Below are 15,892 nucleotides of genomic sequence, written 5' to 3'. Positions count from 1 at the left end.
TAGCTTTAGTTTTAGTCTCTAGTTTTTCATTACAAATAATCGTTCGGCTCCCCCTCTTTTTTGGAGAGGGGGTCGGGGGGTGAGGTTCCCCGCGAAGGGTGACGTAAACAAATGCAAAACTCAAAAATCACTGTCGGCATCGTGGGCGGCGCGGGCTACACGGCCGGCGAACTGGTGCGCCTGCTACTGCACCACCCGCACGCCACAATCGGCGCGGTGGTCAGCTCGACGCAGGCCGGGCAGCCACTGCACTCGGTGCACGACGACCTGCTGGGCGACACCGACCTCACCTTTGCCAGTGAGTTAGCCGGCGATGAGGATGTGGTATTTCTGTGCCTCGGCCACGGCCACTCGCGCAAGTGGCTGCTCGAAGCCAACCTACCCACCAGCACCAAAGTCATTGACCTGAGCAATGACTTCCGCCTGGCGGCCGACCGCGACGTGGCCGGCCGGCACTTCGTGTACGGCCTACCGGAAATGAACCGCGAGCAAATCCGCACCGCCAACAGCATTGCCAATCCGGGGTGCTTTGCCTCGGCTATTCAGCTGGCGCTGCTGCCGCTGGCGGCGGCGGGGCAGCTGCACGATGCCGTGCACGTCTCGGCCATTACGGGCAGCACCGGCGCGGGCCGAGGCCTCGTCGAAACGACGGGCTACACCTGGCGCACCGGCAACATTTCGACCTATAAAACCTTCACGCACCAGCACTTGGGCGAGATTGGCGAGACGCTGGTGGGCTTGCAGCCGGGCTTTGCTGAACCGGTACGGTTCGTCCCCTACCGGGGCAATTTCACGCGGGGCATCTTCGCTTCGGTTTATACTAGCTGTGAACTTTTAGTACCCGAAGTACAAAAGTTGTACACTGACTACTACCGCGACGCGCCGTTTACGGTCGTGTCGGACAAGGAAATCCACCTCAAGCAAGTTGTGAACACCAATAAATGCCTGCTGCACGTGTCCAGGCACGACGACCAAGTGCTCATCACCTCCGCGCTGGACAACCTACTGAAAGGCGCATCGGGGCAGGCTATTCAGAATATGAATCTGCTGTTTGGCTTGGAGGAAACGGCGGGGTTGGGCATTAAGGCTTCGTTTTTTTAATCTAGACCGTCCGTCATGCTGAGCTTGCCGAGGCATCTTGGCAGGTTCGTTAAGTTAAGTAGTAACTGACTATGGATGAGTATCCAGCAATGAGCCGAGTTATTAATTCGGAAGTACTACTTCAGCATTTTGGTTACTGGCCAAATTTCCATGATGCCGAGGTAATTAAAGTCACTTTTGAAGCACTACCTACTTGGCGCTCCGCTGTAACTTTCACAATCAATGTTTTTGACATGACTAATGAAGTCACTAAAAAAGGCTATTTTAAGTTGGTTAAGAAATGTCAGATTGAGCTACAATTAACTGGAATAAAAGAGTTGGTTTTTGATTACTTCAGCTTTCAAAATGTGCTTTTTGAACTCTGATTTGAAGAGCAAGGAAGTGACATCAAAGCAGTTTTCAGTTCATCGGTTGGCATGACGGCAACTGTAGTTGCTGAAGAAGCCTTGGTTTTGAGTCTTGTTTCTATCAATAACTTGCAAGCAGATAATACTGAGGGTGAAGGGGCTAGAGGTTCAGCCCAGCCTCTTTAACTCAACGAGCCTGCCAAGATGCTTCACTGCGTTCAGCATGACGGTCTACTAAAAAGATAACCTAACTAGAAACCATGAACCTCTTCGACGTTTATCCGCTCGTGAACATCACGCCGGTGCGGGCGCTCGGCGCGACGCTTTGGGACGAGAACGGCCAGCAATACCTGGATTTTTACGGCGGCCACGCCGTGATTTCCATTGGCCACAGCCACCCGCACTACGTGCAGCGCGTGCAGGAGCAGGTGGCCAACATCGGCTTCTACTCTAACTCGGTGAAAATCCCGATTCAGCAGGAGCTGGCCGCGAAGCTGGGCGAGCTGTCGGGCTACCCCGACTACACGCTGTTTTTGTGCAACTCGGGGGCTGAGGCCAATGAGAACGCGCTGAAACTGGCCTCGTTTCACACCGGCAAAAACCACGTAATTGCCTTCAAAGGCGCGTTTCACGGCCGCACCTCGGGCGCAGTAGCCGCCACCGACAATCCCAAAATCGTGGCGCCCTTCAACGCGGGCCACGGCGTGAGCTTCGTGCCCTACGACCTCGCGGCCGTGGAACAGGCAATGCTGGCGCAGCCGGTGTGCGCCGTCATTATCGAGCCGATTCAGGGCGTGGGCGGCGTGGTGCTGCCGACCGACGAGTTTTTGCAGGGGCTGGCGGCGCTGTGCGCGCAGCACGGCGTGGTGCTCATTGCCGACGAGGTGCAGAGCGGCTACGGCCGCAGCGGCGAGTTTTTCGCGCACCAGCACGCGGGCATTCGGCCGGGCATCATCACGGTGGCCAAGGGCATGGGCAACGGCTTCCCGATTGGCGGCGTGCTGATTTCGCCCAAGTTTAAGGCGTCGTATGGCTTGCTGGGCACCACGTTTGGCGGCAACCACTTGGCTTGCGCGGCGGGCCTGGCGGTGCTCGAAGTATTGGAGCAGGAAAACCTGGTGGCGCACGCGGCCGAGCTGGGCGCGTACATTATGCAGGAGCTGCGGGCGCACAGCCAGGCCACGGTGGTGCGCGGGCGCGGGCTGATGATTGGCGTGAAGTACGATTTCCCCATCAAGGAAATTCGCGACAAGCTGATGTTTGAGCATCATATCTTTGTGGGCAATGCCAGCGACCCGAACGTACTGCGCCTACTGCCGCCGCTGAATATTATCAAGGCCGAGGCCGACCGGTTTTTGCAAGCACTAGCGGCGCTGGAGCCAGCTAAGGTGGCGGTTGATAATGCGGTAGTCGAGCAGGATTAATACCCCAGAATTATGCCAGCAATTATGTATAAATGCGGTAATAGACTCAGGTTTGGAGAAATTCCAAACCCGAAGGAATGGCTTACCATTTCTGATGTCGATTACGATAGGTATGCAGGCACAATTGACGCGGAGACTCTTTACGCAAGAATGAAGTCTATTCTGGTTTGTGACCAGTGCGCAAGACTCTGGATTTTTTGGCAGGGCTTTCAATCAGACCCTATTTGTTACTCTGTAGATTCTTGATTTAACTAAGTGGATACTAAGCAAGTAAAACTCATCCTCGAAGACGGCACCGAAATTCAGGGCCAGTCGTTCGGCGCATTCAGCTCGGTGGCGGGCGAAGTCGTGTTTAGCACGGCCATGACGGGCTACCCCGAAAACCTCACTGACCCCTCGTTTGCGGGCCAGATTCTGGTGCTCACCTACCCCATCGTAGGCAACTACGGCGTGCCCGGCGAGGACCTGTACGAGTCGATTTCAAGCATTTTTGAGTCCGACAAAATCCATATTGCCGGCCTAGTGGTGAACTACTACTCGGAAGAGCACAGCCACTGGAACGCCGCCAAGAGCCTGGGCGACTGGCTAAAAGAGTACAATATCCCCGGCATTGCGGGCGTGGACACGCGCATGCTCACCAAAATCCTGCGCGAAAAGGGCGCCATGCTGGGCAAAATCGTGGCCGAGGAAGACGTGCCCCTGCACGACCCCAACCTCGACAACCTGGTGGCCCAGGTGAGCCCGCCCGAGGTAAAGCACTACGGCCAGGGCCAGCACAAAATCGTGCTGGTAGACTGCGGCACCAAAACCAATATCATCCGCTGCTTCCTGGAGCGCGACGTGGAGCTGATTCGGGTGCCCTGGGACTACGACTACAGCCAGCTCGACTACGACGGCCTGTTTCTGAGCAACGGCCCCGGCGACCCCAAGATGTGCGAGGCTACCATTAAGCATTTGCAGAATGCCTTGCAGCAAGACAAGCCCATTTTTGGCATCTGCCTCGGCTCGCAGCTCATGGGCCTGGCGGCGGGCGGCGACACCTTCAAGCTGAAATACGGCCACCGCAGCCACAACCAGCCAGTGCGCCTCACCGGCACGCAGCGCAGCTACATCACCAGCCAAAACCACGGCTTCGCGGTCGATACCGATACGCTACCCGCCGAGTGGACCATGCTGTTTGAAAACCTCAACGACGGCACTTGCGAGGGCATCAAGCACAAAACCAAACCCTTCTTTTCCACCCAATTTCACCCCGAAGCCGCCGGTGGCCCGCAGGACACGGAGTTCATGTTTGATGATTTTATTGAAGCGGTAAAAGAGTATAAGGCAACTAGCAAACCGAGCTAGTTGCCTTATTTTTTAGCCTGTGACCCAGCAGAAGCATTAGGCGACTATGCACTTAATGACGGCATAACAGGCATTTATGCTCGGATGGACCCCGATAACGCAGCGTTTAGAAAAGGCTTTCCACGGCTCTTACATAACTAAATAATTTCCTTACTAGCGAGAATAGCTGAAACCCTTTTTCAGCCCACACGATAGATGAACAAACCCACTAAAGTTCTTGTCCTCGGCTCCGGAGCCCTCAAAATTGGGGAGGCCGGCGAATTTGACTACTCCGGCTCGCAGGCACTGAAAGCGCTGAAAGAGGAAGGTATCCGCACCATCCTCATCAACCCCAACATTGCCACCGTGCAAACCTCGGACGGCATGGCCGACGACGTGTACTTTCTGCCCGTGACGCCCTACTTCGTGGAGGAAGTCATCAAGAAAGAGCAGCCCGACGGCATTCTGGTGGCCTTTGGTGGCCAAACGGCACTCAACTGCGCCGTGGCGCTGTACCGCGGCGGGGTGTTTGAGAAATACAACGTACGCGTGCTGGGCACGCCCGTGCAGTCCATCATCGACACGGAGGACCGGGATATTTTCAAGGACAAGCTTGACCAGATTGGCGTGCTCACGGCCCGCAGCGTAGCCGTGACGACGATGGATGCGGCCTTGGCAGCTGGCGAAAAAATCGGCTTTCCCATCATCGTGCGGGCCGCGTTTGCCCTAGGTGGCCTGGGCAGCGGCTTCGCCAATAACATGGACGAACTGCGCGCGCTAGCCGAAAAATCTTTCAATACTTCCGACCAGATTTTGGTGGAAGAGTCACTGAAAGGCTGGAAGGAAGTGGAGTACGAAGTAGTGCGCGATGCGTTTGATAACTGCATCACGGTCTGCAATATGGAGAACTTCGACCCCATCGGCATCCACACCGGCGAGAGCATCGTGGTGGCCCCGTCGCAGACGCTCAGCAACCGCGAGTACCACAAGCTGCGCTCGATTGGCATCAAAACCATTCGGCACCTGGGTATCGTGGGCGAGTGTAATATTCAGTACGCGCTGGACCCGGTTTCGGAGGATTACCGCGTGATTGAGGTGAACGCCCGCTTGTCGCGCTCGTCGGCGCTGGCCTCCAAGGCCACGGGCTACCCGCTGGCTTTCGTGGCCGCCAAGCTAAGCTTGGGCTACTCGCTGGCCGAGCTTAAAAACAGCGTGACGCAAACCACAACGGCGTTTTTTGAGCCGGCGCTCGACTATGTGGTGGTGAAGCTGCCGCGCTGGGACCTGGGTAAGTTTGCGGGCGTGCAGCGGCAGATTGGCTCGGCCATGAAAAGCGTGGGCGAGGTGATGGCCATTGGCAAGTCGTTTGAGGAAGCCATTCAGAAGGGCCTGCGGATGCTGGACACCGGCAAGCGCGGCTTTGTGGGCAACGCCCCTGAAACGGCTGACAATGCGACCATCGACCGCCTGCTGAACGAGCCCAACGAGGAGCGCATTTTCGCCATCAACCAAGCGTTTGAGGCAGGCTACACCCTCGACCAAGTGCACGAGCTGACCAAAATCGACCACTGGTTTTTGCAGCGGTTGTACGTCATTTTTGAGCTGGGCCAAAAGCTGGCTGGCCAGCGTGAGAAGGGCTTGGAAGGTTTGGAAATCGACCTATTGCGCGAAGCCAAAAAGGCTGGTTTCTCGGACCAGCAGCTCGCCGTGCAGCTACTCGGCGCCCGCGATGTGAAGGCCGACGAACTGCGCGTGCGCGCCCACCGCAAGGCCCTGGGGGTATTGCCGGTGGTGAAACAGATTGACACGCTGGCCGCCGAGTTTCCGGCCAAGACGAACTACCTGTACCTCACTTACCACGGCACAGAAAACGACCTGGAGCGCGAAACCGAGAAGTCGATTGCCGTGCTGGGCTCGGGCGTATACCGCATCGGCTCGTCAGTAGAGTTTGACTGGTGCGGCGTGAACGCCGTACAAACGGCCGCCGCCGAGGGTTACAAAACACTCATCATCAACTACAATCCCGAAACCGTCTCGACCGACTACGACGTGAGCGACCGCCTCTATTTCGAGGAGCTGAGCTACGAGCGGGTGATGGACATTCTGGATTTTGAGCAGCCAACGGGCGTGATTCTGAGCACCGGCGGCCAGATTCCGAACAACCTAGCTACTCGCCTCGACGAAGCCGGCGCGCCCATCCTGGGCACCTCGGCCAAGAGCATTGACATGGCCGAGAACCGCCACAAGTTCTCGAGCATCATGGATGAGCTGGGTATCGCGCAGCCCCGCTGGAACGAGCTGACCTCGCTGGACGCCATGCACACCTTCGTGGGCGAGGTGGGCTACCCGGTGCTCATCCGGCCGAGCTACGTGCTGTCGGGCGCGGCCATGAACGTGGTGTCCAACCCCCACGAGCTGGAAGAATTTCTAAAAACAGCCGCCGAAGTGAGCGCTGAATATCCGGTGGTGGTATCGGAATTCATTCAGGAAGCCAAGGAGATAGAGCTGGACGCGGTGGCCGACCACGGCGAAATTGTGAGCTACGCCATCTCGGAGCACGTCGAGTTTGCGGGCGTGCACTCGGGCGACGCCACCATGTACTACCCCCCGCAGCGGGTGTACGTGGGCACCATCCGCAAGCTCAAAAACATCGCCGAGAAGATTGCCAAACGCTACGACATCAGCGGCCCCTTTAATATTCAGTTCCTGGAAAAGCACGGCGAAATCCGGGTGATTGAGTGCAACATCCGGGCTTCGCGCAGCTTCCCGTTTGTGTCGAAGATTTCGGGTAACAACTTGGTTACCAAAGCCACGCAGGTACTCCTGGGCAAGAAGGACATTGTCCGCGACGATAGCGAGCGCGTGTATGACTTGCCTTTCGTGGGCGTGAAGGCGCCGCAGTTCTCGTTCACGCGCCTGCCCGGCGCCGACCCGGTGCTGCGCGTAGACATGGTGAGCACCGGTGAAGTAGGCTGCCTGGGCGACACCGCCGAGGAAGCGCTGCTGAAGTCGATGCTGAGCGTGGGCTATAAAATCCCGGAGAAAACGGTGCTTATCTCGGGCGGCCCTATCAAGTCAAAGGTGGCCCTGCTGGCCGCCGCCGAGCTGCTGGTGAAAAAGGGCTACCAGGTTTTCGCTACCCAGGGCACGCACCGCTTCTTCGCCGAGAACAAAGTGCCGAGCAGCCTGCTTTTCTGGCCCGACGACCACCAAGAGCCCAACGTGCTAACCTACCTGCGCGAGAAAAAAATCGACCTGGTTATCAACGTTCCTAAAAACCTATCGAAGGGCGAGCTGGATAACGACTATAAAATTCGCCGCACGGCCATCGACTTCGGCGTCCCGCTGCTGACCAATGCGCGCCTGGCCTCGAAGTTCATCCGGGCCTTCTGCTCGCTAGGGATGTCAGACTTGAAGATTAAGAGCTGGAACGAGTATAAGGCGATGTCATAGCCGCGCCGGCTCGAACTAAATAAGGTAAAAACAAGGTGCGAGGCCAATGGCCTACGCACCTTGTTTTTTTGTAGTTGATTTTACTTCCCCGCGGGCTACCATTTCCGCGCTACCTCATGAAAAACTTCCTTTCTTTTGCCGATGCGGGCGATTACAAGGCGCTGCTCAACCAAGCCCTCGAAATCAAGCAGAATCCTTACGGCTACCAGCACGTGGGTAAGAATAAAACCGTGGGGCTGATATTCTTCAATCCCAGCCTGCGCACGCGCCTCAGCAGCCTGAAAGCGGCGTATAACCTGGGCGCGCAAGCCTGGGTGCTGAACGCCGGGGCCGACTCATGGACCCTGGAAATGGCCGACGGCGCCGTAATGAACGGCACCACGCAGGAGCACATCAAAGACGCTATCGCGGTGATGAGCCAGTATTGCGATGTGCTGGGCGTGCGCACTTTCCCCACACTCAAGGACAAGGAGGCCGACTACAGCGAGGAGGTGATGAGCAAGATTTTGCAATACGCCACGGTCCCGGTCATCAGTCTCGAAAGCGCCACGCTGCACCCGTTGCAGTCGTTTGCCGACCTCATTACGGTGGCGGAGACGAAGCAGAAGGAGCGCGTGAAAGTGGTGCTGACTTGGGCGCCGCACGTGCGCGCCCTGCCGCAGTGCGTACCCAACTCGTTTGCCGACTGGTTTTCAGAAGTTGACTGGGTGGACTTCGTGATTACCCACCCGCACGGCTACGAACTGGACCCCAAATTCACGAAGGGCGCCACCATCGAGTACGACCAGCGTAAGGCGCTGGAAGGGGCCGACTACGTGCAGGCCAAAAACTGGAGCAGCTACCGCGACTACGGCCAGGTGCTCAGCAACGACCCGAGCTGGATGCTGACGCCCGAGCACATGCGCCTGACCGACGAGGCCAAATTCATCCATTGCCTGCCCGTGCGCCGCAACGTGGAAGTGTCCGACGCCGTGCTCGACGCGCCGGGCTCGCTCATCATTCAGGAGGCGGGCAACCGCACGTTTTCGATGCAAACGGTGCTGCATGAGCTGCTGAAATAGATTACCGCTCTACCGCGCAACCCCACCCCCGGCCCCTCCCCTTCGGGAGAGGGGAGCCGACCGTTAGCCAACGTTTCCTAACGCCGGGCTCCCCTCTCCCGAAGGGGAGGGTCTGGGGGTGGGGTTACACATTTGGGCACGTTACCACATTTATGAATTCAGAAATCACTATCCGTCCCATCGCGCCCGGCGATAATGCGGCCCTGGCCCGCGCCATCCGCGAAACGCTCACCGAATACGGGGCCGCCAAGCCTGGTACGGCCTTCTACGACGAGGCCACCGACCACCTCTACGAGTTGTTCAGCCAGACGGCGCGCAGCGCCTACTTCGTGGCCGAGCGCGACGGCGAGGTGCTGGGCGGCGGCGGCATTTTCCCCACCGAAAACCTGCCCGCCGATACCGTGGAGCTGGTGAAGCTCTACCTCCTCCCCGCCGCCCGCGGCCGGGGCGTGGGCAAGGCGCTGATACAGCAGTGCCTCGAAGCCGCCCGCGCCGCCGGCTACGCCCGCGTGTACCTCGAAACCACCGCGGAGCTTACCCAGGCCATTCCGCTCTACGAGCGACTGGGCTTCACGTATTTGCAAGAGGCGCTGGGCAACAGCGGCCACTTTGGCTGCCAGATTTGGATGATTAAGTCCGTGTAGCGAGTACCGTGAACCCTGCGGGTCCGCGGGTGAGTAGCTAGGTACCGCCGCGCGGACCCGCAGGGTCCACGGTACTTTCTTTGTGCCCGATGCAGCCCATTATCCCCATTCTTTTCGCGGCCGTGGTCGGCATGGGCCACGCCTTTGAGCCCGACCACCTGCTGGCCGTGAGCACGCTCGTTACGCGCCACGACCGCCTAGGGCCGGCCCTTCGCGACGGGCTCTTCTGGGGCCTGGGGCACACCACCATGCTGGTGTTGTTCGGGTCAATTATTATCTTCAGCCGCGCTACCTGGCTGCACTCGGGCTATTTTGAGGTGGCGGTGGGCGTCATGCTCATCGGGCTAGGCATCAGCCGCTTGCTTGACAAGAACTCGTATCAGTCGTTTCAATTGCCCAAGCAGCGGGCGGGTTTTGCCTACACCGTGGGGCTGGTGCACGGGCTGGCCGGCAGCGGGGCGCTGGTGCTAGCGGTGCTGAGCGCCATTCCGCAGCCGGCCTGGGCCGTGGCCTATATTCTTTTATTTGGCCTCGGCTCGGTACTGGGGATGCTAGTGGCGGTGGGCCTAATGCGCGTGCCCTTCACGCTGCGCATGCAGTTGGGGCGGCGGCTGCGGGCCGGGGCGGTGGTGCTGTCGTCGGCGCTCAGCGTGGGGTATGGCGGGTGGATGATTTACAGTAATTTGCTAATCTGAACGGTCATGCAGAGCGCAGCGAAGCATCTCGCTCGCCTCATTGCTTACCTCGTCATGCAAAGCGCAGTGAAGCATCTCGCGTGGCGCAGTAATTCCTAACGTTCGCAAGCGTCAGCACGCGAGATGCTTCGCTGCGCTCTGCATAACAACGACTTTTTTTAACTTCCTACGCCATGTATGTCTACATGCTCACCAATAACATTCGCACCGTGCTCTACATCGGCGTGACGAATAACTTGGCACGGCGACTAGCTGAGCATAGCGACACCCTAGGCCAACGCAATAAATTCACGGGGCGCTACCAAGCCAACCTACTCGTGTATTTCGAGCTTTGCGCCGACCCCACGCAAGCCATTGCCCGCGAAAAAGAGCTGAAAGGCTGGAGCCGTGCCAAAAAGGAGAAATTGATTGCCGGCTTCAATCCAACCTGGGAAGCCATCGATTTAGAAACGTGGGCTGGCGAACCGGACTTACATTAGCCCGTCAAATACCATCCGTCATGCAGAGCGCAGCGAAGCATCTCGCGTGGTGCAGTAATCTCTTCCGCAAACAACGGTGCGAGCGAGATGCTTCGCTGCGCTCTGCATGACCCTTCAACGTTGCTCTAATACCCCATGCACCTCGCCCCCAAAGACCTCGACAAGCTCGTGCTGCACCAGGCCGGCGTAGTGGCCCAGAAGCGCTACGCCCGCGGCCTGCGCCTCAACTACCCCGAGGCCGCCGCCCTGCTCGCCACCCAGCTGCTCGAGTTTATCCGCGACGGCGAATCGGTGGCCACGCTCATGGACAAGGGCAAGCAGTTGCTGGGCTTCAACGACGTACTGGAGGGCGTGGCCGACCTGCTGCCCGAGGTGCAAGTAGAAGGCACCTTCCCCGACGGCACCAAGCTCGTGACCGTGCACCAGCCCATTTGCCGCGAGCACGGCTCGCCCGAATTGGCGCTCTACGGCAGCGGCCTAGCCCGTACGGCTCCGGCCGCCGCGCCAGTGCCCGCCGCCGTGCCGGGCGAGTACCTGCTGGCCGACGGCGACATTATCCTGAACGAAAACCGCCCCGTTATCGAGCTGGAGGTGCTGAATCGGGGCGACCGGCCAGTGCAGGTGGGTTCGCACTACCCCTTCTTCGAAACCAACGCGGGGCTGGACTTCGACCGGGCGGCGGCCTTTGGCTACCGGCTCCATATTCCGGCCGGCACGGCAGTGCGCTTCGAGCCGGGCGAGCGCAAGCGCGTGCAGCTGGTAGCGCTGGCCGGCGAGCGCCGCGTGTACGGCGGCAACGGCTGGATTGATGGCCCGCTCGATGAGGCCGGTAAGCAACAGACGCTGGAGAAGCTGGGGTAATTAGCCCAAACCAAAAACTTCACTTGTAACTGATTCTCATCGTGTACAACCTTCACTCAAAACTCGGTTTCGGGAAGCATATAGGCATGCCAATTTGGGTTATCGCAGTACACGACCCAACATACATTGATTGGTGTATTCAGAATATTGATGATTTTGCTATTGATGAGTTAGAAGACCTAGAACTACTTCCGATTTATCATTCTTTCAGTGATAACAACCCTGATGCGCTAAATCGAATGCGTGAAAAGATTGCATCCAGTCCTGAAATGTATAAATCAAATTTACCAACTCCTTTTCTTGTAAGCGAATACTTCGCAGAAAAAGGATATGATTTTTATTTAGAAAATTTCAAGCCACTTATGAATAAATATTATAAGTATAAAGAGGCAACACTCAATGTAAACAATATCAAATTAGAAAATTTGCGTCATCAAGATTTACGAGATGATTCATGGGACTCAAGTGAAAGGTACACCTTTGATGACACAATTAATGATGCGTTTGAAGGAGACTATAGTAATTACTCGAATATAGATTAGTTATCATTAATTCTTAAAGACGTAAGCTAATGTCCCTACCCCTTTCCCGGCAGGCGTATGCCGCTATGTATGGCCCGACCGTGGGCGACCGAGTGCGCCTGGGCGATACCGACCTGCTGCTGGAGGTCGAGCGCGACTACTGCGTGTACGGCGAGGAATGCAAGTTTGGCGGCGGCAAAACCCTGCGCGATGGCATGGGGCAGGCGGCAGGCATCGGGCAGGCCGACGCGCTCGACCTACTGATTACCAACGCGCTGGTACTCGACTACACCGGCGTGTACAAGGCCGATATAGGCATCAAGGGCGGGCGCATCGTGGGCATTGGCAAGGCGGGCAACCCGCACATCATGCCCGGCGTGGACCCGCGCCTGGTGGTAGGCGTGACCACCGAAGTGGTAGCCGGCGAGGGACACATCCTCACGGCGGGCGGCATCGACTGCCACATCCACTTCATTTGCCCGCAGCAGATAACCGAGGCGCTGGCCTCGGGCGTGACCACGATGGTGGGCGGCGGCACCGGTCCGGCGGCCGGCACCACGGCCACCACCTGCACGCCGGGCGCGTTCTACCTCGAAATGATGCTCAAGGCCACCGACGCCTTCCCCATGAATTTCGGGTTTTTGGGCAAGGGCAACTCCTCGAAGCCCGAGGGGCTGGCCGAGCAGGTGGAGGCCGGCGCGCTGGGTTTTAAGCTGCACGAGGACTGGGGCACTACCCCGGCCGCGATTGATAACTGCCTGACTATCGCCGAGAAGTACGACGTGCAGGTGTGCATCCACACCGATACGCTCAACGAGAGCGGCTTCGTCGAAAACTCGGTGGCGGCCTTCAAGGGGCGCAATATTCACTCGTACCACACAGAGGGCGCGGGCGGCGGGCACGCGCCCGACATCATCAAGATTTGCGGCGAGCCCAACGTTATTCCGTCGAGCACCAACCCCACGCGGCCGTTTACGGTGAACACCATCGACGAGCACCTCGACATGCTGCTCGTGTGCCACCACCTCGACAAGAACATCCCCGAGGACGTGGCCTTTGCCGAGAGCCGCATCCGCCCCGAAACCATCGCCGCCGAAGATATTCTGCACGATATGGGCGCGCTGAGCATCATCAGCAGCGACTCGCAGGCCATGGGCCGGGTGGGCGAGGTCATCACCCGCACCTGGCAAACAGCCCACAAGATGCGCCAGCAGCGCGGTCCCCTGCCCGAAGACGCCGGCGCCCAGCGCCCCAACGACAATTTCCGCGCCCGCCGCTACGTGGCCAAGTACACCATCAACCCCGCCCGCGCCCACGGCATGGCCGAGGAAATCGGCTCCGTCGAAATAGGTAAGCTGGCCGATTTGGTGCTCTGGAAACCGGCATTATTCGGCTCGCGGCCCGAGATGATACTCAAAGGCGGCGTAATCGTGCAGGCCCAGATGGGCGACCCGAATGCCTCCATTCCCACGCCGCAGCCGTCGTTTTCGCGGCCCATGTTCGGGGCGTTTGGCGGGGGCGTAGGGTACTGCTCGGTAGCCTTCGTATCGGGCGCTTCGCTGGAAAAAGTATCGACCGAGTACGGCCTGAGCAAGCGCGTGGTAGCAGTGAAAGGCTGCCGCACGGTGGCCAAGAAGGACATGGCGCTGAACGACTACCTACCCAACATTTCGGTGGACCCGGAGACGTACCGGGTGATGGTCGATGGCGTGCATCTGACGTGCGAGCCGGCACAGACGCTGCCGCTGGCGCAGTTGTATAACTTGTTTTAGCGCCTAACCTCATCCCCGGCCCCCTAGAGTTGTTAAGTTCGTGAGGCGAGCCTTCCCAGAAGTTAACGGCGGCGGATAAGGCTGTACGTTAAAACAGCCGCCAGCTAGGCGTAGCAACCTAACTAAGCTGCCGGCAGTCATTCACCGCAGGCAGGCGTAACTCGAAACGCAGCTAAGCAGTAACCCGGGCGTAGCACGTCAGCAGCCTTATTGACTGACCCTACCCCCTCCCGGTGAGTCAGCTACCGGCCCTGGTGAACTCCCTCCGCACAACGCATGAATAAAGTAGCAACGCAAGTCTGGTGTTTGCTGCGGCAAACGGCCGCCAGCTTTCTGCGCGACAACGTACTCCAATTGAGTGCTTCGTTAGCTTACTACGCCCTTTTTGCGCTCGGCCCGATGCTGCTGCTAGTAGTGTTTGTGTTCGGGTATTTTGGCGGCAGCCAGCGCGTTGAGAGCGGGCTGTTCGTGCAAATACAGGAGCTCATTGGGCCTGGGGCAGCAACGCAGGTCCGCAAAATCATGCAGTACGCCGTGCTGGACGGCTCCCATCCGCTGAGTACCGGGGTGGGCCTGCTGCTGCTGATACTTGCCGCCACTTCCGTGTTCACGGAAATCCAAGACTCCCTCAATAGCATCTGGCAACTGAAGATTCGCCCGGATGCGGGCTGGTTCAAGGTGGTAAAAACCCGGCTGCTATCCTTTTTCCTGGTTATCGGCCTGGGCTTACTGCTGCTGGCTTCGCTGGGGTTAAACGTGCTGTCGACGGGCCTGCTAGCCAAGCTGCCCGCCATTTCTCCCCAGGGGTCGGCGGTACTGAGCCACGCGACAAACTTACTGGTTAGCTTACTATTTACCAGCGCCTTGTATGCCGTGCTCTACAAGGTGCTGCCCGATGCGCGCATACGATGGCGAGATGTGGCCGTGGGCGCCGGCTTCACCGCCGCGCTCTTTATGCTGGGCCGGTTCAGCATCACGTACTACATCGGCCACAGCAACCTAGACAGCGCCTACGGGGCAGCGGGCACGCTGGTGGTGTTACTGGTGTGGGTCTATTATTCTTCCTTGATTCTGTACGTCGGCGCCGAATTTACCAAATGCTATGCTGCTAGCCATGGCACGCCAATCCGGGCCAATGATTATGCCATGGTGGTGCAGACGGTGCAACTGGAAAACAAGCACGGGCAGGTTCTGATAGATGAGCAACATCGTAAACGCAAATACACCGAACGGGAATTGCAAAAAGCCAAAGACGCCCTGGATGCCGCCGCGCCGCCAGCTTGAGGTGGTATAGGCATGATGCGTCCGACGCACCTGGCATCTAGCCTGGTCAGGACCACCTCACTAGCTACGCGAGGGCGGCCGACCTAGGTGACTGCCGCCCTACAATAAAGCAGCGTGGCGTTTCGTAAGCCAGGCATCGTTTTGTAGCTTGCCGGCTCCACCCAACCCGCCGTGCCGCACCTCGCTCGCCTGCTCCACCTCGCCGATTCGGCGCTGCCCACCGGCTCCTTCGCCTATTCTTACGGCCTGGAGAGCAGCATTACGTTCGGGCTGCTGCGCACCGAAACCGAGTTTCGTAGCTACCTCTATTCGTTTTTGCAGCAGGCAGTGGGGTTCGAGCTGCCGTTCGTCACCTCGGCCGCTACGGTGTCCGCCGCCGACCTAGGGCCACTTTTACTGGAGTACGATGCGCAGCTGCTCACGCCGCCCCTGCACCAAGCCAGCCTCACGCAAGGCAAAAACTGGCTCAAGCTGCTGGCTAATTTTTACCCCGAAGCCGACCTAGGTGACCTGGGCAACGAGCTAAATCAGCAAGCGCTACCCGCGCATTTCGTACCGCTGTTTGGGCTAACCCTAGGGCGCGTGGGCTTCGCTGCCACTGATATTCAGGCTACTTACTTACACCTGGCGCTACGCGACCAGCTCAGCGCGGCCATCCGCCTGGGCTTTATCGGGCCGATGGCGGGGCACCAGCTGCAACACGATTTCTACGGCGTGTTTGAGAATCTGCTGGCCGCGGCCGATATTCGGCCCTATTCCGAGGCCGCGCGCTGCACCGTGCTGCTCGACGTGGCCCAGATGCTGCACGACGATATTTACTCGCGGCTGTTTCAGAATTAAGCGTAGCGCGAACTCTGCGAGCCCGCGAATACGGCCCACCTAATCCCTTTCATCCGCGGACTCGCAGAGTCCGCGCTACATCTA

General features: G+C 58.5%; 14 protein-coding genes. All 14 read left to right on the top strand.

The window, feature by feature from the left end; translation table 11 throughout:
• Nucleotides 1-111 precede the first annotated feature (111 nt).
• The 14 genes from argC to ACFSDX_RS19285 all read left to right on the top strand — a co-directional run bounded on the left by argC (nucleotide 112) and on the right by ACFSDX_RS19285 (nucleotide 15,808).
• Nucleotides 112-1,101 (top strand): N-acetyl-gamma-glutamyl-phosphate reductase, encoded by a 990-nt coding sequence (gene argC / locus ACFSDX_RS19350; RefSeq protein ID WP_382316551.1) that lies wholly within the window; start codon nucleotides 112-114, stop codon nucleotides 1,099-1,101.
• 71 nt (nucleotides 1,102-1,172) lie between these two features.
• Nucleotides 1,173-1,466 carry an Imm50 family immunity protein gene (locus ACFSDX_RS19345; protein ID WP_382316549.1) on the top strand — a complete coding sequence of 98 codons (294 nt, stop codon included), beginning with the start codon at nucleotides 1,173-1,175 and terminating at the stop codon, nucleotides 1,464-1,466.
• 242 nt (nucleotides 1,467-1,708) lie between these two features.
• Entirely contained in the window at nucleotides 1,709-2,872 is a 1,164-nt protein-coding gene (locus ACFSDX_RS19340; protein WP_382316547.1) for an aspartate aminotransferase family protein, read from the top strand.
• Between the two features lie 255 nt (nucleotides 2,873-3,127).
• A complete protein-coding gene (gene carA, locus ACFSDX_RS19335) occupies nucleotides 3,128-4,219 on the top strand; it encodes a glutamine-hydrolyzing carbamoyl-phosphate synthase small subunit (protein ID WP_382316545.1) in 1,092 nt (363 codons plus the stop codon).
• A 195-nt stretch (nucleotides 4,220-4,414) separates the two neighbouring features.
• Nucleotides 4,415-7,651 (top strand): carbamoyl-phosphate synthase (glutamine-hydrolyzing) large subunit, encoded by a 3,237-nt coding sequence (gene carB / locus ACFSDX_RS19330; RefSeq protein WP_382316543.1) that lies wholly within the window; start codon nucleotides 4,415-4,417, stop codon nucleotides 7,649-7,651.
• A gap of 116 nt (nucleotides 7,652-7,767) precedes the next feature.
• On the top strand, nucleotides 7,768-8,712 hold the full coding sequence (locus tag ACFSDX_RS19325; RefSeq protein WP_382316541.1) for a Rossmann-fold NAD(P)-binding domain-containing protein: 945 nt from the start codon (nucleotides 7,768-7,770) through the stop codon (nucleotides 8,710-8,712).
• A 152-nt stretch (nucleotides 8,713-8,864) separates the two neighbouring features.
• The gene (locus ACFSDX_RS19320) at nucleotides 8,865-9,356 is read left to right on the top strand and encodes a GNAT family N-acetyltransferase (RefSeq protein ID WP_382316539.1); all 492 of its coding nucleotides are present in this window, start codon (nucleotides 8,865-8,867) and stop codon (nucleotides 9,354-9,356) included.
• 89 nt (nucleotides 9,357-9,445) lie between these two features.
• On the top strand, nucleotides 9,446-10,051 hold the full coding sequence (locus ACFSDX_RS19315; RefSeq protein ID WP_382316537.1) for an urease accessory protein: 606 nt from the start codon (nucleotides 9,446-9,448) through the stop codon (nucleotides 10,049-10,051).
• Between the two features lie 173 nt (nucleotides 10,052-10,224).
• The gene (locus ACFSDX_RS19310; protein ID WP_382316535.1) at nucleotides 10,225-10,530 is read left to right on the top strand and encodes a GIY-YIG nuclease family protein; all 306 of its coding nucleotides are present in this window, start codon (nucleotides 10,225-10,227) and stop codon (nucleotides 10,528-10,530) included.
• A gap of 135 nt (nucleotides 10,531-10,665) precedes the next feature.
• The gene (locus ACFSDX_RS19305; protein ID WP_382316533.1) at nucleotides 10,666-11,391 is read left to right on the top strand and encodes an urease subunit beta; all 726 of its coding nucleotides are present in this window, start codon (nucleotides 10,666-10,668) and stop codon (nucleotides 11,389-11,391) included.
• Nucleotides 11,392-11,432: 41 nt separating this feature from the next.
• On the top strand, nucleotides 11,433-11,933 hold the full coding sequence (locus ACFSDX_RS19300; RefSeq protein WP_382316531.1) for a hypothetical protein: 501 nt from the start codon (nucleotides 11,433-11,435) through the stop codon (nucleotides 11,931-11,933).
• A 29-nt stretch (nucleotides 11,934-11,962) separates the two neighbouring features.
• On the top strand, nucleotides 11,963-13,684 hold the full coding sequence (gene ureC, locus ACFSDX_RS19295) for an urease subunit alpha (RefSeq protein ID WP_382316529.1): 1,722 nt from the start codon (nucleotides 11,963-11,965) through the stop codon (nucleotides 13,682-13,684).
• 276 nt (nucleotides 13,685-13,960) lie between these two features.
• Nucleotides 13,961-14,968: a YihY/virulence factor BrkB family protein gene (locus tag ACFSDX_RS19290; RefSeq protein ID WP_382316527.1), complete on the top strand. Its 1,008-nt coding sequence runs from the start codon at nucleotides 13,961-13,963 to the stop codon at nucleotides 14,966-14,968.
• Nucleotides 14,969-15,139: 171 nt separating this feature from the next.
• Nucleotides 15,140-15,808: an urease accessory protein UreF gene (locus ACFSDX_RS19285; RefSeq protein WP_382316525.1), complete on the top strand. Its 669-nt coding sequence runs from the start codon at nucleotides 15,140-15,142 to the stop codon at nucleotides 15,806-15,808.
• Nucleotides 15,809-15,892 lie beyond the last annotated feature (84 nt).

The organism is Hymenobacter bucti (assembly GCF_042681145.1).
Taxonomy (GTDB): Bacteria; Bacteroidota; Bacteroidia; order Cytophagales; family Hymenobacteraceae; genus Hymenobacter; species Hymenobacter bucti.
Note: the sequence above shows the minus strand (reverse complement) of the source record. Positions and strands in the feature narration are given on the sequence as shown.